An 18,873-nucleotide genomic window follows, 5' to 3' on the forward strand; every position below is an offset into this window, starting at 1 on the left:
TGTTGCCCCGAGCGCGCCGTACATCCGTATAATCCGCAGGTTTGAAGCTCAAGTACTCTCGGGATACAGCCATGCAGGACGCCGTCAACAAAACCTGGTCCGGCCGATTCAACGAACCGGTCTCGGAACTCGTGAAGCGCTACACCGCCTCGGTGACCTTCGATAACCGCATGGCCGAGGTCGACATCCAGGGCTCGCTGGCGCACGCGACGATGCTGAACAAGGTCGGCGTACTCTCCGGCGACGACCTCGCGGCAATCCAGCGCGGCATGGCCGAGATCCTCGACGAAATCCGCAACGGCACGTTCGAATGGTCGGTCGACCTCGAAGACGTGCACATGAACATCGAGCGCCGCTTGACCGACAAGATCGGCGACGCCGGCAAGCGCCTGCACACCGGCCGTTCGCGCAACGACCAGGTCGCCACCGACATCCGCCTCTACCTGCGCGGCGCGATCGACGCCATCGTCGGTCTGGTACGCGAACTGCAGCGCTCGCTCGTCGATCTGGCCGATGCACATGCGTCGACGGTGCTGCCGGGCTTCACCCACCTGCAGGTGGCGCAGCCGGTGACCTTCGGCCACCACATGCTCGCCTACGTCGAGATGCTCGGCCGCGATGCCGACCGTTTCACCGATGCCCGCAAGCGCGTCAACCTGCTGCCGCTCGGCTCGGCCGCGCTCGCCGGCACTACCTACCCGATCGACCGCGTCTACACTGCCGAGCTGCTCGGTTTCGACGGCGTGACGCAGAACTCGCTCGACTCGGTGTCCGACCGCGACTTCGCGATCGAATTCACGTCCGCGGCCGCGCTGACGATGACCCATCTGTCGCGCCTGTCGGAAGAACTGATCCTGTGGATGAGCCCGCGCTTCGGCTTCATCGACATCGCCGACCGCTTCTGTACCGGCAGCTCGATCATGCCGCAGAAGAAGAATCCGGACGTGCCCGAGCTGGTCCGCGGCAAGACCGGCCGCGTCAACGGCAGCCTGATCGGCCTGCTGACGCTGATGAAGTCGCAGCCGCTGGCGTACAACAAGGACAATCAGGAAGACAAGGAACCGCTGTTCGACACCGTCGACACGCTGAGCGACACGCTGCGGATCTACGCCGATATGATGCGCGGCATCACCGTGAAGCCCGAGGCGATGAAGGACGCGGTCAAGCAGGGCTTCGCAACCGCGACCGATCTGGCCGACTATCTGGTGAAGAAGGGCCTGCCGTTCCGCGATGCGCACGAAGCCGTTGCGCTGGCGGTGCGTTACGCAGAGGAAAAGAAACGCGACCTGTCCGAGCTGGCCATCGTCGAACTCAAGACCTTCTCGCCGCTGATCGGCGACGACGTTGCCGAAGTGCTGACCGCCGAGGGCAGCCTCGCTGCGCGCAACCACGTTGGCGGTACTGCGCCGGTGCAGGTGAGGGCGCAGGTCGCCCGCTGGCGCGCGCTGCTGGCCTGAGCGGTCCATTCGGCGGCGGTGCCTGCGCAGCTTGCACCCGTCCGGTGCTCGGCATCCTCATGGACCACATGTCCATTCCGGTGCCTGTGCTTCGGGCGAGCACAATCTGCTTTGGCTTGTCTGCCGACTGCACCACCCAGCAGTATCAATCACGGGCCGCTTTGCGGCCCGTTTGCATTTGGATCCCACTATGACGATCAACTGGCGCTGGTACCGTTTTGACGAGTTCGATGCCGCAACGCTGTACGCCTATCTGAAGCTGCGCGTCGACGTGTTCGTCGTCGAGCAGACCTGCCCGTATCCGGAACTCGACGACCACGATCAGGCTGCACAGCACCTGCTCGGCACCGACGAAAGCGGGTCCATCGTCGCCTGCCTGCGGCTGCTGCCGCCCGGCGCCAAGTACGCGGAACCGTCGATCGGTCGTGTCATCGTCACCCCGGCCGCGCGCGGTACCGGAGCAGGGCATCAGCTGGTCGCCGAGGCGCTGGCGCACTCGACCGCGCTGTACCCGGGGGCCGGCAACCGGATCGGGGCGCAGGAAAGGCTGCAGCGCTTCTATGCCATGCACGGCTTCGAACCGGTCGGCGAGCCCTATCTCGAAGACGACATCCTGCACATCGACATGATCCGGGCCTGATCGCGCTCAGGCCTTGTCGCGCCGGTCCTGCTGGCGCCGTTCGTGATCGAGGTCGGCATCGTCCTCGCGCCAGCGGCGCAGCCGGCGCTCGGCCAGCCGTTCGAGGCTGCCGCCGAAGTTGATCACCACCAGCGCGAGCAGCATGACCCCGAGCGCCAGTCCCCCCATGCCCGCACCGCAGGCCATGCCCAGGATCGCCGTGACCCAGATCGACGCGGCGGTCGTCAGTCCCTGAACACGGTACTTCTGCGGATGGTGCAGGATCACGCCGGCGCCGAGGAAGCCGATGCCGGTGATCAGCCCCTGCGCGACGCGCGAATACGCCTGCGCATCGGCGCCGGGCAGCCGGAACACCAGCAGTACCGCCAGTGCCGAGCCGAGCGAGACCAGCGCATGCGTGCGCACACCGGCCGGTTTGCGGTGCAGGTAGCGGTTGATGCCGATCAGCCCGCCGATCAGCACCGCAGTGCACAGCCGGACAAACAGTTCGGTTTCCAGCGTCCAGTTCATGGGATGGCTACCCTGACGAAGGTGGGTGCCGGCCTCGGGTCGGCACCTTAGCGGCTTCCCCTGATGGGCGGCGGCGGCGGAATCGCCGACATTGAAGGTCTGAATACATGCTACGCCGAAACGGCGTGCTGGCGAGGGTCTGGAATGAAGGTGATAGTGGTCGGGGCGGGCGTGATCGGTGTGAGCAGCGCGCATTACCTGAATGGGGCCGGCTGTACGGTGACGCTGCTCGACGCGCTGCCGGGGCCGGCACTCGGCACCAGCTTTGCCAATGCCGGTCAGGTCTCGCCGGGGTACGCCGCGCCGTGGGCGGCACCGGGCATTCCGTTCAAGGCGCTGCGCTGGCTGTTCGATCGCGATGCGCCGCTGAAGATCCGTCCCGACGGCTCGTGGTTCCAGCTGGTCTGGATGGCGCGGATGCTCGCCAACTGCAGCCACGCCGCTTACGATCGCAACAAGGCGCGCATGGTGCCGCTGGCCGAGTACAGTCGCGACTGCCTGCGCAGCCTGCGCGCCGAACTCGGCCTGCATTACGACGAGCGGAGCCTCGGCACGCTGCAGCTGCTGCGCGATCCGGCCCAGCTGGTCGCGGCGCGGCGCGATGCCGCCATTCTCGAGCGCATCGGCGTACCGCACCAGTTGCTCGACGTCGCCGGCGTGCTCGAACACGAACCGGCGCTGGCGCGCGTGGCCCACCGTGTTGCCGGCGGCCTGCGGCTGCCGAACGACGAAACCGGCGATTGCCGCCGCTTTACCGAACGGCTGGCCGAGCACGCGGCCCGTGCAGGCGTGCAGACGCGCTACGGCAGCGACATTGCCGCGCTGCTGTACCGCAACGGCCGGGTCGCCGGTGTCCGGCTCGCCAATGGCGAGGAGCTGGTCGCCGATGCCGTGGTGCTGGCCGCCGGTTGCGCAAGCCGTGCGCTGGCGCAACCGCTGAAGCTGGCGCTGCCGGTCTACCCGGTCAAGGGTTACTCGATCACGCTGCCGCTGACCGATCCGGACGCGGCACCGCGTTCGACCGTGCTCGACGAAACCAACAAGGTGGCGCTGACGCGCTTCGACACCCGCTTGCGTGTCGGCGGCATGGCCGAAGTGGCCGGTTTCGACCTGCGCATCCGGCCCGAACGTGTCGCCGTGCTCAAGCGCGTGACGACCGAGCTGTTCCCGGATGCCGGCGATCTGGCCGAGGTCGAAGCCTGGACCGGCCTGCGGCCGATGACGCCGGACGGTACGCCGCTGGTCGGGGCCTCGGGCGTGCCGGGTCTGTGGCTCAATACCGGTCACGGCACGCTGGGCTGGACCATGGCCTGCGGCTCGGCGCAGCTGCTGGCCGACCTGATGCTCGACCGGCCGGCGGCCCTGCCGGCGCGCGACTACACGCCGGCCCGGTACAGCCGGGCGGAGAAATCGTAGACCGTTGTATCCGGAGCTTCGCGGCGGGCTCGGGTAAAATCGGCGTATCGAAGACATTCCGCTCCCGAGGCTGACATGACCGCTTTCCGCGCCTTTCCCGCCACCCGCATGCGCCGGATGCGCCGCGACGATTTCTCGCGCCGGCTGATGCGTGAAACAACGCTGAGCAGCGCCGACCTGATCCTGCCGGTGTTCGTGCTCGACGGCGAGGGGCGCGAAGAGATCGTCGCGTCGATGCCGGGGGTCAAGCGCCAGAGCATCGATCTGCTGCTGCAGACCGCGGCCGAAGCGGTGGCACTCGGCATTCCGGCGCTGGCGCTGTTTCCGGTCATCGACGCCAGCCTCAAGACGCTCGACGCGGCCGAAGCGTGGAACCCGCACGGACTGGTGCCGCGCACCGTACGAGCGCTGAAGGAAGCGTTCCCCGAACTCGGCGTCATCACCGACGTGGCGCTTGATCCGTACACGATCCACGGTCAGGACGGCATCCTCGGCACCGAAGGAGATGACGAGGGCTATGTGCTCAACGACGTGACCGTGGCCGCGCTGGTCAGGCAGGCGCAGTGTCACGCCGCCGCCGGGGCCGACATGGTCGCGCCGAGCGACATGATGGACGGTCGTGTCGGCGCGATCCGGCATGCGCTCGATGTCGACGGTCACATCCATACGCGCATCCTCGCGTATTCGGCCAAGTACGCCAGCGCCTTCTACGGCCCGTTCCGCGATGCGGTCGGTTCGAGCGGCAACCTCGGCAAGGCCGACAAGTCGACCTACCAGATGGACCCGGCCAACAGTGACGAAGCGCTGCACGAGATCGCGCTCGATCTGGCCGAAGGCGCCGACATGGTGATGGTCAAGCCGGGCATGCCCTACCTCGACATCGTCCGGCGCGTGAAGGACGAGTTCAAGGTGCCGACCTTCGTCTACCAGGTCTCGGGCGAATACGCGATGCTGCAGGCGGCGATCCAGAACGGCTGGCTGGCCGGCGACAAGGTGATTCTCGAATCGCTGCTTGCGTTCAAGCGCGCCGGCGCCGACGCGATCCTGACCTATTACGCGCTCGACGCCGCGCGTTTGCTGCGCGGCTGAACGGCATTCGCACAACGAAAAAGGGAGGCCCGAGCCTCCCTTTTCATTTCCGGACGGTTACTGGATGACCACCGACAGCGTCGTGTGGGCCGGGACGATATAGGTCTCGTTGAGCATCACCGGCAGGTTGGGACGTACGAACGGAAAGTGGCCGTAACCGTACAGCGTGCTCGGCAGCGACGTCGGCAGGCGGCGTTTGCCGATGTAGTCGAGCCCGCTGATCGGTACCAGCGTGAAGCCGGCCTCGTTGCGTGCCGGATAGCCGAAGCCGGCCGGTGACGCTTCCGCAGGCAGCAGCGCGATATTGGTGCCCCAGCGCTGGAACGCGACATTCATGCCGGCGCCGCCGCTGCGGCGGATCGCGTCGTCGAGCTGCACGATCGAATCGGTCGAAACCTGGTCGCGCAGCAGCGTTTTGTAGAAACCGATGCCGTACTGCCGCAGCAGGAAACCGCCGAAACTGCCGGACGTGTCGTAACCGAAGCAGCTGGGCGTCGTCTGCCAGACCGTCAGCGGGCAGTTGTACTCGGCATTGGCCAGCCAGCCCGGGAAGCGTTCGTCACGCACCGTGTTGTAGCCCGGCGTGACCTGGGTCGAGACGACGTCCTCCATCATGATCGCGGTCATTTCCTCCAGCCAGGTTGCGAAGGCGTAGTTGCTGCCGATCTGTACCGCGCGCTGGTAGAAATTGGTCATGTGCGTCAGCTCGTGCGCGAGCGTGCTCTTCGAGAACGTCAGGCCGGCACTGCCGTCGAGATAGAGCGTTTCCGAATCGGCGAAAATCGCCAGCGCCTCGTTGCTGCTGGGCGTGGCGCTGCTGCGGAAGAAGTTGTTGCCGCTGTAGAAATAGGCGACCACGCCGTAGGGCTGACCGTTGTTGTCCTGATTGACGATGACAAGGTCGATCGCCTGATCGGGGCCGATCAGCGAGCCGGCCGATGCCGCCGGGACGCTGCCCCAGGGCTCGCCGGCGACGCCGGTCACCAGCGGATAGATGGCCGAGCTGCCGCTGGCGAAGGTGGTGATCAGCGTGTCGAGGATGGCATCGGTGACCTTGCCGGTGGCGTACTCGCTGTTCTCGACCCAGACGTTGACCTGCCGGCCGCTGGTGGTGCTTTGCTGGCGACGCAGCGTCGTCGTCCGCTGGCTGACGCCGCCGTTGTCGTCCTGGTTGTACCAGACGCGGGTGGTGCCCACGCCGAATTCGTTGGTCCGGCTGGCGAGGATGCCGGCCGTTTTAAGCTGGCGCCCCAGCAGCCCGGCGAAGCCGCCGGCGTTGAACGCATCGACCTGCGGCGGGGTGTGACGGTCGCGTGCAGGCGCCTCGGCCTTGCGGCTGCCGTTCTGTACGGTGGCGTTCCCCAGCGTCACCGCCGGCAGCGCGATATCACTGGTCGATTCGTTGCTGTAGACCAGCGTCGCCGTCTTGCCGTTGACGTTGTCGATGCGGACCTGGACGCTGACCGGGCCGGTACCGACATTGCGGAAGCGCCAGAGGCCGACGCCACTGCCACTGTAGCGGTTGACGTTGTCGGCGCCGCAGAAGCTCCCGGCGCAATCGACCGAAAAAGGCTCTTGCGGCAATGGCGTCGGGGTAGGCGTGGTGCCTCCGCCGCCGTCGATGATGACGCTTCCGCCGCTACCTCCTCCACCGCCGCCACAGGCGGCGAGCAGGGCGGACGCGATGACGGCGGGGACAAGGGCGCGCAGGAGTCGATTCATGATCGTGGCGGCAAGGGCGGGGATTTCAATTTAGAGCGACGCGCGACATCCTGCTGGCGGTATTGTGCTCACCCGTATTGCACCGGTCCCGGTGGAGCAATGAACCGCACCAAAGAAGATGGCATGGCCGGGTACGGCTGCGATGCGTTCAGCCCGGCACTTCCGGTTCGCTCAGCGGCGCCGCGACCGCGCATCCGCGCCCTGCAGCCTTGGCGGCGTACAACGCGCGATCGGCGCGCGGGTAGGCGACCTGCAGTTTTTCGTACGGCATCAGCGGGGTGTAGCCGATGCTGACCGAAACCGGTGTGCCATCCGGCTTGCGGACCTGGCTCGCGACCGATTCGGTCAGCCGGCGGCTGATGGCGCCGCCGGCCTCGGGCGAGCAGTCGTGCAGCAGCAGCACGAATTCGTCGCCACCGAACCGGGCGTACAGGTCGCCGTTGCGGCCGATCTGGCGCAAGGTGTCGGCCAGCGCAACCAGCACGTTGTCGCCTGCCTGATGTCCGAACCGGTCGTTGATCGCCTTGAAGTGGTCGATGTCGATCAGCAGCAGGGTCTGCGGCAGGTGCTGGCGCCGTGCCTGCGCCTGCATCACAGGCAGCGTGTCCTCGAAATGGCGCCGGCTGCCGAGGCCGGTGAGCACGTCCTCGTTGGCACGGCGCTGCAGCTCGGCCTGCGCGTCGCGCAGCTCGGACTCGATGCGCGCATGGGTAAAGCACAGGAAGCCCATGTCGCGGGCGATCATCAGCAGCGCGGCGACCAGCAGGCTGGCGTTCAGCCACGGATCGTGGCTGAGGTACTGGATGCTTTCGAGTGATAGCAGTCGTGCACCGCGCGCCAGATGCAGCGCGGCGAACAGCAGATAGATCGTCGCGACGATCTGCAGCGGCAGCGAGCTGCGTCCGTGACGCAGCAACAGGACCACGACGCGAAGGTTGAGGGCAATCATGCAGCCGGCAATGATCACGCTGCGATATTGCAAGGGCAGGCCGGCGACGAATGCCACCAGCCAGACCAGGAAGCAGCCGGCCCAGCTGGCCAGCATCGCCCGGCGTGCTTCGGGGGTATCGCAGTCGAGCGCCTTGCGCAGCGCCCATTCGCTCAGCGGCGGCATCGCCAGCAGCAGGGCGCTGCCGACGGCGGCCGTGGGGAAGGGGGGCAGCCACTCGCGGGCCAGCAGGACCAGCAGCGCGGCGCCGAGGATCAGGTCGGAGCCGGCCCACAGCCCGAAGCCGGCCTGGACGCGGCGGGTGCGCCAGATCAGCAGCAGGAAAGCGCCGAGCGTCAGGTAGATGGCGACGGACAGTAGCAGCAGGCTGCGGCTGTCGCTGATCAGGCTGGTGAACATGACGCGGCTCGCGCGGCGGAATGCTACAGCCTAGCCGACGCTTACGTTGTCTGCTGCCTGTCAGCGAATCACTTACGGCTTCAGTGCAGCTTCAGTGTCGGCCGCGCGGCCTTCTTCAGCTTGTCGCCGGCCCACAGCAGCATCGCCATCGGCCAGCCGTGGATCGCCGCCTGATGCATCCGGTACAGCGAGACGTACATCATCTTCGCGCTGCGGCCTTCGACGTGATAGTCGCGCTTCGGGCCGACGATGGCGGCGAGGCTGCCGACGGCGCGGTACTTACCCAGCGAGACCAGCATGCCTTGCGGCTTGAACACGAAGGGCTCCGGCGTGCGGCCGTTGACGGTATCGGTCAGCGCGTCGGCAAGCCATTCGGCTTCCTGCCGCGCCGCCTGCGCGGTCGCCGACAGCGTCTTGCCGCTGTCGCCGTCGGGTGCGGCGGCGCAGTCGCCGATCACGCGGATTGCCGGATCGTCGACACAGCGCAGATCCTTGTCGACGACGATCTGGTTGGCGCGGTTGGTCGTCAGCCCCAGCGTTGCCAGCCAGTTCGGCGCCTTGACCCCGGCGGCCCAGATGCGCAGTGCGGCGTCGATGCGGCGGCCGTCGGACAGCGCGAAGCCGCGGGCGTCGGCCGACGCGACCCGTACGCCGGTGACGACATCGATATGGCGCTTGCCGAGCTCTTCGGTCGCGTACTGGCTCATCGCTTCCGGCGCACCGGCGAGGATGCGCGGCGCACCTTCGATGATGTAGATCTGCAGCTGCTCGGGGCGGAATTGCGCGCCATAGGCGTGCAGCTCGGTGACCGTGTGGTGGATTTCGGCCGCCAGCTCGACCCCGGTGGCGCCGCCGCCGACGATGCCGATGCGCAGCTCCCCGGCCGGATCGTCGCCGCTGGTGACCGAGAAGGCTTCGGAGAGGATGCGCTTGCGCAGCCGTTCGGCGTCGTCCTGGGTATTGAGGAACAGGCAGTGTTCGGCGACGCCGGGCGTGCCGAAATCGTTCGGCACCGCCCCGACGGCGAGCACCAGCGTGTCGTAGGCGAGTTCGCGCGCGGCGGCGATCTGGTGGCCGTATTCGTCGGTGACCGGCGAAATCCGGATCACCTTGCGCTCGCGATCGAGGCCGTCCATCCAGCCGTATTCGAATTCGTAGCCGTGGTGGTGGGCGTGGGCGAAGTAGTTGACCTCGTCCTCGCCGGTGTTCAGCGCACCGGTGGCGACTTCGTGCAGCAGCGGTTTCCAGATGTGCGTCGGCGAGCCGTCGACGAGGATGATGCGGGCGCGCTTGCTGCGGCCGAGCCGCTTGCCCAGCCGGGTGGCAAGCTCCAGTCCGCCGGCGCCCCCGCCGACAATGACGATGCGCTGCTTAATCGTGTCGCTCATATGCACGCTCTCCGGAAGGACGGGCCGCCATCGCTGGCTGCCGCGAATGGGAATGGCTTCATCGTAACGGCGCAGGCGTTTGTAGGCCATGCGCCGTTCACTTCATGCCCGGTGAATAGTGCCGGACCGGTGACGGCTCAATCGGAGCGGGCTGCGTAGCGCCGGGCAATGATCGAGCAGACGAAGAGCTGGATCTGGTGATAGAACATGATCGGCAGCACGATCAGCCCCAGCGCCGGGTGGGCGCCGAAGATCAGCTTGGCCATCGGGATGCCGGCGGCGAGGCTTTTCTTCGAGCCGCAGAACACCGCGGTGATCTCGTCTTCGGTATTGAAGCCGAAGCGGCGCGCGGCAAAGCGCGTCGCCTGCAGCGCGACGAACAGCACCACGCTGACAAGTGCCGCCACTGCCAGCAGCATGCCGGCGCTGTAGTTCGACCAGACGTGCGCCATCGCCGAATCGCAGAACGAGTTGTAGACGATGAGCACGATCACGCCGCGGTCGACATAGTTGACCAGTTGGCGGTGCTTGAGCAGCGCGTCCTTGAGCCAAGGACGTGCCAGCTGGCCGACGACGAAGGGCAGGAACAGCTGGATCGCGATCGAGCGCAGCTGATCGAGCAAGGAGAGCCCCTCGCCGCTGTGACTGAACAGCAGGCCGACGAGCAGCGGCGTGATCAGCATCCCCAGGAGGCTGGACAGCGTGGCGTTGAACACCGCGCCGGCGACGTTGCCGCGCGCCATCGACGTCATCGCCACCGACGACGACACCGTCGACGGCAGTGCGCACAGGTAGAACACGCCGAGCAACAGCGCCGCCGGCAGCCAGTGGCCGAGGCCGAAATACAGCGCGGTACCGATCAGCGGGAAGATCACGAAGGTGCTGGTCGTCACCAAGAGGTGCAGCCGCCAGTTGGCGGCGCCGGCCTTGAGCCGCTCGGGGGCGAGCGAGGCGCCGTTGAGGAAGAACACCACGCTGATGCCGACCGCGGTGACCCAGTCCATGTGCAGCACGCCGCCACTGGCGCCGAGCGACGGCGCGAGGTTGGCGAGCACGATGGCGATCAGCAGTGACAGCAGGAAGCCGTCGACGAATTTGCGCAGGCGGTTCATCGGAGATCCTCGGGTGAGCCGCCCATTGTGGCCGAGCATGACAAACTTGTCACAGGCGAAACTATTGTCGTCTCAAGCAGCGTGCGCCGGCTTGCGCTGCGTCATTGACCGCCTTGTGCTCCGCGCCGGACAATCGAAGCCTGACTCGGGGCGCCGCCTGCATGTGCAGCCGGCTGAGATGTACCCGTACCACCTGATCCGGATCATGCCGGCGTAGGGAAGTCGTCTGGCTTCCCCGTTCGGCCGGGAGCCTCCATGCCTAGCAAATCCCCAAGCAAGTCGCCGCGCAAGTCGTCCGCCAGGACCACCCCGCCATCCGCCGGCACGGTCACGCCGGTGCCGCTGTCGCTGGTCGGCAGCGAACTCGCCCGGCTGCGCGCCACCGCGCCGCTGACGCACTGCCTGACCAACGAAGTGGTGCAGGGCATCACCGCCAACGTGCTGCTCGCGCTCGGCGCCAGCCCGGCGATGATCGTCGCCGAGGAAGAAGTCACCGCCTTTGCCGGCATCGCCGGCGCGGTGCTGGTCAACGTCGGCACGCTGTATCCGGAGCGCTTTGCGGCGATGCGCCGTGCCGCACAGGCCGCGCAACAGGCCGGCACGCCGTGGGTGCTCGACCCGGTTGCCGTCGGCGTGCTCGACTACCGTACCGGCGCTGCGCGCGAGCTGATGGCGTTTGCGCCGGCGGCGATCCGCGGCAATGCGTCGGAGATCCTTGCGCTGGCCGGCTTCACAGGCGGCGGCAAGGGCGTCGACAGCACCGCCAGCGCCGATGCCGCGCGCGAGGCCGCCGAACAGCTGGCGCGCGATACCGGCGCCATCGTCGCGGTCACCGGCGAAACCGACTACATCACCGACGGCGAGAGAACCTGGGCCGTGCCCTGGGGCAACCCGCTGATGACCCGCGTCGTCGGCACCGGTTGCGCGCTGTCGGCCGTCGTCGCGGCGTTCTGCGCCGGCGCGACGAACCGGCTCGACGCCGTCGCGGCCGCGTGTGCGGTGATGGCGATCTGCGGCGAGGTCGCCACCGGCGAATCGCACGGCCCGGGTTCGTTCACACCGGCCTTCCTCGACGCGCTGTACCTGATCCAGCCCGAACAGCTGGCGGGGACCGTGAACGCATGAACGCGATCGACCTCTCGCTTTATCTGGTGCTCGACCCCGGGCTGTGCGGCGGCCTCGACGGCATGGTCGCGACGACGCGAACGGCGGTTGCCAACGGCGTGACCGTGGTGCAGCTGCGCGCGCCGCAATGGAAGAAACGCCAGTGGTTCGACGCCGCCGTTGCGCTGAAGGCCGCGCTGGCCGGCAGCGGCGTACCGCTGATCATCAACGACCATGTCGACATCGCGCTGGCGGTCGATGCCGACGGCGTCCATGTCGGACAAGGGGACCTGCCGGTGGCCGAGGTTCGCCGCCTGGTCGGTCCGGACAAAATCGTCGGGCTGTCGACCAGCAACGCCGCGCAGCTGGCGGCGGTGCCGCTGGCGCTGATCGATGGCGGGGTCGACTACATCGGCGTCGGTCCGGCCTACCCGACCGGCACCAAGAAGGACGCTTCGCCGGTGATTGCGCCAGCCGACTTCGCCGCAATGATGCTGGCGAAGCGTTGCCCGGCAGTCGCGATCGGCGGCATCTCGCTTGGCAAGGCTGCATCGCTGATCCGCGCCGGTGCCGACGGCGTTGCCGTGGTATCGGCGATCTGCGGCCAGCCCGACGTCGCGGCGGCGACGCAAGCATTGTTCAACGAAATCACGGAGGCCCGCGCATGAGCCGCGTCCACGCACTGACGATCGCCGGTTCGGATTCGGGCGGCGGCGCCGGCATCCAGGCCGATCTGAAAACCTTTTCGGCGCTTGGCGCCTACGGCATGAGCGTGCTGACCGCACTGACCGCACAAAGCACGCAGGGCGTGTTTGCCGTCCACCCGGTGCCGCCGGACTTTGTCGCTGCGCAGCTCGACACCGTGCTCGCCGACATTCGCGTCGACGCCGCCAAGCTCGGCATGCTCGCCAACGCCGAGATCGTCCACGCCGTCGCCGACGGCCTGCGCCGGCACGCCATCGAACACGTCGTGCTCGACACGGTGATGATCGCCAAGGGCGGCCATCCGCTGCTGGCTTTGGATGCGGTTGAAGCAATCCGCACGCAGCTGCTGCCGCTGGCGTCCTTGATCACGCCGAACCTGCCCGAAGCCGCCGCGCTGCTCGATTGCGACGTGGCGACGGACGAAGCCGAGATGCGCCGGCAGGGCCGGGCACTGTGCGAGGCCGGTGCGCGCGCAGTGCTGATGAAGGGCGGGCATCTGGACGGCGATATCTGCCCGGACTGGCTGATCACTGCCGACGGCGAGCACCGCTTTGCCGATGCGCGGATTCAGACGAAAAACACCCACGGCACCGGCTGCACCCTGTCGGCCGCGCTGGCGGCGCTGCGCCCCCGCCATGCGGACTGGACCAGGACCGTCGATGCCGCCCGTGCCTATCTGCGCGCGGCGATCAGCGAGGCCGATGCACTGCAGATCGGCAAGGGCATCGGCCCGGTCCACCATTTCCATGCGTGGTGGCCGGCCGGGATTTAAGGGTACTTGCGGCCCAGCACCATGAAGACCCGGTGCGGCACGATCAGCGGGTTGGCCGGGAAGTGCCCGGCAAGCAGCGCGGCGTGTTCGGCATCGAACGCGGCGACGGCCTCGGGCGGGAGGCTGGCGGCGATGCCGGCGCTGGCGCGAATCCGGCCGCGCCATGCGTTGTGGCTGTAAACGACCGGATGGTCGAAAGCGAACGATTCGATGCCGACGAAGCCGGCGGTGGCGAGATCGGTGAACGCTTGCGGATGGATGCCGTTGCCGCCGGCGCCGCGCCAGTCCGGATTGTGTTTCAGGATCAGTGCCTCGGTTGCCGCGACGACGTTGCCCGCCAGCGGCAGCCAGTCGAAATGCGCGATCGCCAGCATGCCGCCCCGGCGCAGCAGGCGCCATGCCTCGCGCGCCGCCTTGTCGCGGTCGAACCAGTGCCAGCACTGGCCGGCGGTGACGACGTCGAATTCACCGTCGGGCAGACCGGTGCCTTCGGCTTTGGCGACACGGTAGTCGACACGCACACCGGCTTCGCCGTCGAGCTGCCGTGCCTGCGCCAGCATCGTTTCGGCCGGATCGATCCCCGCCACACGCGCGCCGCGCAGCGCAAAGCCGCGTGCCAGCGTGCCCGTCCCGGTACCGACATCGACGATGGCCTGACCGGGCACACCGACGCCAAGGCCGGCGGCACGGACGAAAAAGGCCTCGGGAAAACCGGCGCGGTGGGTGCGGTAATCGCTGGCGGTCTTGCCGAAATCGACGGGTTTCATGCGCGTGCTCCGTGAAGGCGGATTGGCACGATGCCAATCCTGATCCCTGATTCAAACGGATTGGCAATCAATTCGTCAATTTTTTGTAAGTATTTGGCGACAACACGCAGCCCGGATGGACGCAGTGCCGGTCACACCGGCGCGTCGCCGCAGGGCGGACAGGCATCGGCAACGCTGATTTCGATCCGCTCCTTGCCACGGCCGAGGTTCCTGCGCCGGAGCGAAATCGCGCCGATCTCGCCGGTGCGCTTCACGTGCGTGCCGCCGCAAGGCACGCGGGCGAAACCGTCGATCTGCCAGTAGCGGCGCTCGGCCGCTTCGTCCGAAAAGCCGGTCCCGATCGCGAGGTCGGCGGCGACGATGGCGTTGGCCTGTGCGGCAAGCGCGGCCAGCAACGGCGTGACCGGCTCGGGCCATTCGAAGTCGATCCGCGCCTTGTCCGCAGCGATGTGGGCGCCGATCTTGGCGACGCCGGGCAGTCGCGCGCAAACGAGTTCGAGGACGATCTCGGCGGCGAAATGCAGCCGCATCAGGGCGTGGCGGCGCGGCCAGTCGATTTCCACCCGGACCGGCTCACCGGGCCGCAGGCCGTGGCCGGGCGTCAGCGTGTAGACGATGTCGAGGCCGCGCTTTTCGGCACTCAGTACCGGCCTGCCGCCGATGCTGCCGGTATCGCTTTCCTGCCCGCCCGAAAACGCGAAGAAGATCGTCGAGGCGAGCGTGAGCGTATCGCCGTCGACACCAGTGACGGTGGTGTCGAGTCCGGTCTGGTAGGGGTCGACCCAGAACTGCTTGAGGCTCATGTCGTGCGGTCGCCTGGATGAAAAAACCGGTGCACGGGCACCGGTTTTCGAGTGTACAAGCTTGTACGGATTCAGAGTACGAAGCGCGCCAGATCCTCGTTGCCGGCGACTTCGCCGAGCTTGGCTTCGACCGCGGCGGCGTCCATCACGACCTTGCCGGTCTTGGCCTCGAAGGAGATTTCCTCCAGCAGTTTTTCCATCACCGTGTACAGCCGGCGCGCGCCGATGTTCTCGGTCGCTTCGTTCACTTGGTACGCGATTTCGGACAGGCGCCGCACGCCGTCCTCGGTGAATTCGACGTCGACGCCTTCGGTGGCCAGCAGGGCCTGATACTGACGGGTCAGGCAGGCGTCGGTTTCGGTGAGGATGCGGCTGAAGTCGTCGACGGTCAGCGAGGTCAGTTCGACCCGGATCGGGAAGCGGCCCTGCAGCTCGGGAATCAGGTCGCTCGGCTTGGTTAGCGCGAACGCGCCCGAAGCGACGAAGAGGATGTGGTCGGTGTTGACCATGCCGTACTTGGTGCTGACCGTCGTGCCCTCGACCAGCGGCAGCAGGTCGCGCTGTACGCCCTGACGGCTGACTTCGCCGCCGCTGGTGTCGGCGCGGCTGGTGACCTTGTCGATTTCGTCGATGAAGACGATGCCGTTCTGTTCGACGGCCTTCAGTGCATCGGCCTTGATGTCGTCGTCGTTGACGAGTTTGGCGGCTTCCTCGTCGGTGATCAGCTTGATCGCATCGATGACCTTGAGCTTCTGCGGTTTTTTCTTGTCGCTGAAGGCGCCCTTGAACATCTGCGAGAGCTGGCCAGACAGATCGTCCATGCCGGGCATGCCCGGTGCGAAGACGTTCATTTCGGGGATGGCCTGCGCGACTTCGATCTCGACTTCCTTGTCGTCGAATTTGCCCTCGCGCAGCATCTTGCGGAATTTCTGCCGGGTTTCCTTGCCCTGTTCGTTGTCGTTGGCGCTGGCGTAGGCCTTGTTCGGCGGCGGTAGCAGCACGTCGAGGATGCGTTCCTCGGCGGCGTCTTCGGCGCGGACGCGGTTTTTCCTGATCGCGGTGTCGCGCACCTGCTTGAAGGCGATTTCCATCAGGTCGCGGATGATGCTGTCGACGTCCTTGCCGACGTAACCGACCTCGGTGAACTTGGTCGCTTCGACCTTGATGAACGGCGCGTCGGCCAGCTTGGCGAGACGGCGGGCGATTTCGGTCTTGCCGACCCCGGTCGGGCCGATCATCAGGATGTTTTTCGGCGTGATCTCGTGCCGCAGCGGCTCGGCCACCTGCTGGCGGCGCCAGCGGTTGCGCATCGCGATCGCCACGGCCTTCTTGGCGGCGGCCTGACCGACGATGTGCTTGTCGAGTTCGTGGACGATTTCCTGCGGGGTCATCTGGCTCATGGGGCAATCCTTGCGGCGTCAATCGACGAGATCAATATCCGGTTAAGTGGGGCTGTGACGGCATATTTAAAGCGTTGCTGTGACGTGTGGATTACCGACGGCCCCGGTAATCTGTTGAAAATGAAATCATTCGACAGCCGCCTGATCGTTTCCCTGCTCCTGATGTACATCGTCTGGGGCTCGACCTACCTCGGCATCCGCTACGCGGTCGAGGACCTGCCGCCGCTGATGATGGCGGCGATGCGTTTCGTCACTGCCGGGCTGGTGATGCTCGGCTGGCTGAAATGGCGCGGCACACCGTGGCCGAGCTGGCAGCAGGCGCGTTCGGCGATGCTGATCGGCACGATGATGCTGGCCTTCGGCAACGGCATGGTTTGCGTCGTCGAGACGGAGGTGCCGTCCGGGCTGGCGGCGCTGCTGCTGGCGGTATCGCCGCTGTTCGCGGTGCTGTTCGACTGGGCCTTCGGCAACCGGCCGCACCGGCTCGAGTGGCTGGGTGTCGCGCTCGGCCTTGGCGGCGTGGTGCTGCTGCAGCAGGACACCCATTTCGACGGCAGCAGCTGGGGCTTCCTGGCCTTGCTGGCGGTGGCGCTGGTGTGGTCGTTCGCCGCGGTCTGGCAACGCCGCTTGCCGCTGCCGCCCGGGCCGATGTCCGCCGGCATCCAGATGCTGACCGCCGGTTGCGTGCTCGCTGTGGTGTCGCAGCTGAGGGGCGAGGCGATCCCGACCCACGTCGGCTGGCAAAGCTGGGCGGCGCTGGCCTACCTCACCGTGTTCGGCTCGCTGGTCGCATTCAATGCCTTCGTCTACGTGCTGACGCACGCCAAGCCGGTGCTGGCGTCGAGCTATGCCTACGTGAATCCGCCGGTCGCGGTGCTGCTGGGCTGGCTCATCGCCGGCGAGCGTGTGTCGGGCGTGATGCTGACCGGCATGGGGGTGGTGCTGGCCGGTGTGGTACTGCTGATGCTGGCCAGCCGCAAGCACTGACACCTCGTGCACAACGATGTTGCAGTGCGATTGGCGCTGGCCTGATCCGCCCATCCCCGCTACAGTAGTTTCCCGTATTCAACGTCGCCCGATAAGAAGTGAATCCGCCATGACCCAGCCGCAGAATCATTACCTTGAACGCATCCTCACCGCCCGCGTCTACGACGCGGCGATTGAAACCCCGCTGGAACTCGCGCCCAACCTGAGCCGCCGTATCGGCAACCAGGTATTGCTGAAGCGCGAAGACATGCAGCCGGTGTTCTCGTTCAAGATTCGCGGCGCGTACAACAAGATGGTCAAGCTGTCGCGCAGCGAGCTCGACCGTGGCGTGATCGCCGCGTCGGCCGGCAACCACGCGCAGGGCGTGGCGCTGTCGGCGCAGAAGCTCGGCTGTCGCGCGACCATCGTCATGCCGGCGACGACGCCGCGCATCAAGGTCGACGCGGTCACCCGCCGTGGCGCCGAGGCGGTGCTGGTCGGCGATTCGTATTCCGACTGCTACCTGCACGCGATGAAGCTGGTCGAGGAAAGCGGCGCGACCTTCATCCACCCGTTCGATGATCCGGACGTGATCGCCGGCCAGGGTACGTGCGGGATGGAAATCATGATGCAGCACCCGGATCCGCTCGACGCGGTGTTCATCCCGGTCGGCGGTGGCGGCCTGATCGCCGGGGTCGCAGCCTACATCAAGCGGCTGCGCCCGGAAGTGAAGATCATCGGTGTCGAACCGACCGATGCCAATGCGATGTACCTGTCGCTGAAACTGGGCGAGCGCGTCAACCTGCCGCAGGTCGGCATCTTTGCCGACGGCGTTGCGGTCAAGCAGGTCGGCGAGGAAACCTTCCGGCTGTGCCAGGAACTCGTCGACGATGTGATCCTCGTCGATACCGATGCGATGTGTGCGGCGATCAAGGACGTGTTCGAAGACACCCGCTCGATTCTCGAACCGGCCGGTGCGCTGGCCGTTGCCGGCGCCAAGGCCTGGGCGGCACGCGAGAAGGTCGAGGGCCAGACGCTGGTCGCGATCACCTCGGGCGCGAACATGAATTTCGACCGCTTGCGCTATGTGGCCGAACAGGCCGAGCTGGGCGAAGGCCGCGAAGCCGTACTGGCCGTGACCGTGCCGGAAAAACCGGGCGCATTCCGCCAGTTCTGCGGTCTGGTCGGCGCGCGCAACGTCACCGAGTTCAACTATCGCTACAGCGCCGACGACAAGGCCCATGTCTTTGTCGGCCTGTCGATCCAGAACCGCTCGGAAGTCACCGAGCTGATCGAGAAACTGGCCGCCAACGGCCTGCCTGCAACCGACCTGACCGACAACGAACTCGCCAAGCTGCACGTGCGCCATCTGGTCGGCGGCCACGCACCGCAAGTGACCAACGAGCGGCTGCTGCGCTTCGAGTTCCCGGAGCGTCCGGGCGCGCTGCTCAACTTCCTCGAAAACATGAGCGTCGGCTGGAACATCAGCCTGTTCCACTACCGCAACCACGGCGCCGACTACGGTCGCATCCTCGTCGGCATCCAGGTGCCGCCGCAGGACGATGCCGAATTCGCCGCCTTCCTCGACAAGCTGGGTTACCCGTACTGGATCGAGACCGACAACGAAGCGTACAAGCTGTTCCTCGGTTCGTGAGCTGGGGACACACCCAAAAA

General features: G+C 66.7%; 17 protein-coding genes and 1 riboswitch. Of the genes, 9 read left to right on the top strand and 8 right to left on the bottom strand.

Annotated elements, in window-relative coordinates; translation table 11 throughout:
- Nucleotides 1–71 precede the first annotated feature (71 nt).
- A complete protein-coding gene (gene argH / locus JMJ54_RS07980) occupies nt 72–1,457 on the top strand; it encodes an argininosuccinate lyase (protein ID WP_203537621.1) in 1,386 nt (461 codons plus the stop codon).
- A gap of 190 nt (nt 1,458–1,647) precedes the next feature.
- Nucleotides 1,648–2,097, top strand: coding sequence for a GNAT family N-acetyltransferase (locus JMJ54_RS07985; RefSeq protein WP_203537622.1), 450 nt, complete (start codon nt 1,648–1,650; stop codon nt 2,095–2,097).
- Between the two features lie 6 nt (nt 2,098–2,103).
- Here the strand turns inward: JMJ54_RS07985 and JMJ54_RS07990 are convergent, their stop codons facing one another.
- Nucleotides 2,104–2,607 carry an MgtC/SapB family protein gene (locus JMJ54_RS07990; RefSeq protein ID WP_203537623.1) on the bottom strand — a complete coding sequence of 168 codons (504 nt, stop codon included), beginning with the start codon at nt 2,605–2,607 and terminating at the stop codon, nt 2,104–2,106.
- A gap of 144 nt (nt 2,608–2,751) precedes the next feature.
- Here JMJ54_RS07990 and JMJ54_RS07995 point away from each other — a divergent pair, with 144 nt between their 5' ends.
- The gene (locus JMJ54_RS07995; protein WP_203537624.1) at nt 2,752–4,023 is read left to right on the top strand and encodes a D-amino acid dehydrogenase; all 1,272 of its coding nucleotides are present in this window, start codon (nt 2,752–2,754) and stop codon (nt 4,021–4,023) included.
- A 75-nt stretch (nt 4,024–4,098) separates the two neighbouring features.
- A complete protein-coding gene (gene hemB / locus JMJ54_RS08000; protein WP_203537625.1) occupies nt 4,099–5,112 on the top strand; it encodes a porphobilinogen synthase in 1,014 nt (337 codons plus the stop codon).
- A gap of 57 nt (nt 5,113–5,169) precedes the next feature.
- On the opposite strand, the gene JMJ54_RS08005 is transcribed toward hemB, so the two are convergent.
- The 4 genes from JMJ54_RS08005 to JMJ54_RS08020 form a co-directional block, all read right to left on the bottom strand.
- Nucleotides 5,170–6,834 (bottom strand): M30 family zinc metallopeptidase, encoded by a 1,665-nt coding sequence (locus tag JMJ54_RS08005; RefSeq protein ID WP_203537626.1) that lies wholly within the window; start codon nt 6,832–6,834, stop codon nt 5,170–5,172.
- A 148-nt stretch (nt 6,835–6,982) separates the two neighbouring features.
- Complete coding sequence (locus tag JMJ54_RS08010; RefSeq protein ID WP_203537628.1) at nt 6,983–8,182, bottom strand: GGDEF domain-containing protein; 1,200 nt, start codon at nt 8,180–8,182, stop codon at nt 6,983–6,985.
- Nucleotides 8,183–8,262: 80 nt separating this feature from the next.
- Entirely contained in the window at nt 8,263–9,570 is a 1,308-nt protein-coding gene (locus tag JMJ54_RS08015; RefSeq protein ID WP_203537629.1) for an NAD(P)/FAD-dependent oxidoreductase, read from the bottom strand.
- Between the two features lie 137 nt (nt 9,571–9,707).
- Nucleotides 9,708–10,682, bottom strand: a complete 975-nt coding sequence (locus JMJ54_RS08020) for a bile acid:sodium symporter family protein (RefSeq protein WP_203537630.1) — start codon at nt 10,680–10,682, stop codon at nt 9,708–9,710.
- Between the two features lie 136 nt (nt 10,683–10,818).
- Nucleotides 10,819–10,919, top strand: a riboswitch (TPP riboswitch).
- 18 nt (nt 10,920–10,937) lie between these two features.
- Here JMJ54_RS08020 and thiM point away from each other — a divergent pair.
- The 3 genes from thiM to thiD are packed head-to-tail and all read left to right on the top strand — an operon-like array spanning nt 10,938 to nt 13,263.
- Entirely contained in the window at nt 10,938–11,807 is an 870-nt protein-coding gene (gene thiM, locus JMJ54_RS08025) for a hydroxyethylthiazole kinase (protein ID WP_203537631.1), read from the top strand.
- Nucleotides 11,804–12,454: a thiamine phosphate synthase gene (gene thiE, locus JMJ54_RS08030; RefSeq protein WP_203537632.1), complete on the top strand. Its 651-nt coding sequence runs from the start codon at nt 11,804–11,806 to the stop codon at nt 12,452–12,454. Before thiM ends, thiE begins: the two co-directional genes overlap by 4 nt.
- Nucleotides 12,451–13,263: a bifunctional hydroxymethylpyrimidine kinase/phosphomethylpyrimidine kinase gene (thiD, locus tag JMJ54_RS08035; RefSeq protein WP_203537633.1), complete on the top strand. Its 813-nt coding sequence runs from the start codon at nt 12,451–12,453 to the stop codon at nt 13,261–13,263. The genes thiE and thiD overlap by 4 nt, the downstream gene beginning before the upstream one ends.
- On the opposite strand, the gene JMJ54_RS08040 is transcribed toward thiD, so the two are convergent.
- The 3 genes from JMJ54_RS08040 to hslU form a co-directional block, all read right to left on the bottom strand.
- On the bottom strand, nt 13,260–14,030 hold the full coding sequence (locus JMJ54_RS08040; protein WP_203537634.1) for a class I SAM-dependent methyltransferase: 771 nt from the start codon (nt 14,028–14,030) through the stop codon (nt 13,260–13,262). The genes thiD and JMJ54_RS08040 overlap by 4 nt on opposite strands.
- Nucleotides 14,031–14,161: 131 nt before the next feature.
- A complete protein-coding gene (locus tag JMJ54_RS08045; protein WP_203537636.1) occupies nt 14,162–14,833 on the bottom strand; it encodes an alanyl-tRNA editing protein in 672 nt (223 codons plus the stop codon).
- Nucleotides 14,834–14,904: 71 nt separating this feature from the next.
- The gene (hslU, locus tag JMJ54_RS08050; RefSeq protein WP_238999981.1) at nt 14,905–16,233 is read right to left on the bottom strand and encodes an ATP-dependent protease ATPase subunit HslU; all 1,329 of its coding nucleotides are present in this window, start codon (nt 16,231–16,233) and stop codon (nt 14,905–14,907) included.
- 120 nt (nt 16,234–16,353) lie between these two features.
- Here hslU and yedA point away from each other — a divergent pair, with 120 nt between their 5' ends.
- Both yedA and ilvA read left to right on the top strand, forming a co-directional pair.
- Nucleotides 16,354–17,220 (top strand): drug/metabolite exporter YedA, encoded by an 867-nt coding sequence (yedA, locus tag JMJ54_RS08055; RefSeq protein ID WP_203537637.1) that lies wholly within the window; start codon nt 16,354–16,356, stop codon nt 17,218–17,220.
- A 109-nt stretch (nt 17,221–17,329) separates the two neighbouring features.
- Nucleotides 17,330–18,853, top strand: coding sequence for a threonine ammonia-lyase, biosynthetic (gene ilvA, locus JMJ54_RS08060; RefSeq protein WP_203537638.1), 1,524 nt, complete (start codon nt 17,330–17,332; stop codon nt 18,851–18,853).
- The last annotated feature ends 20 nt before the right edge of the window (nt 18,854–18,873 follow it).

Origin of the sequence: Jeongeupia naejangsanensis (assembly GCF_016865585.1) — a bacterium.
Lineage (GTDB): Bacteria > Pseudomonadota > Gammaproteobacteria > Burkholderiales > Chitinibacteraceae > Jeongeupia > Jeongeupia naejangsanensis.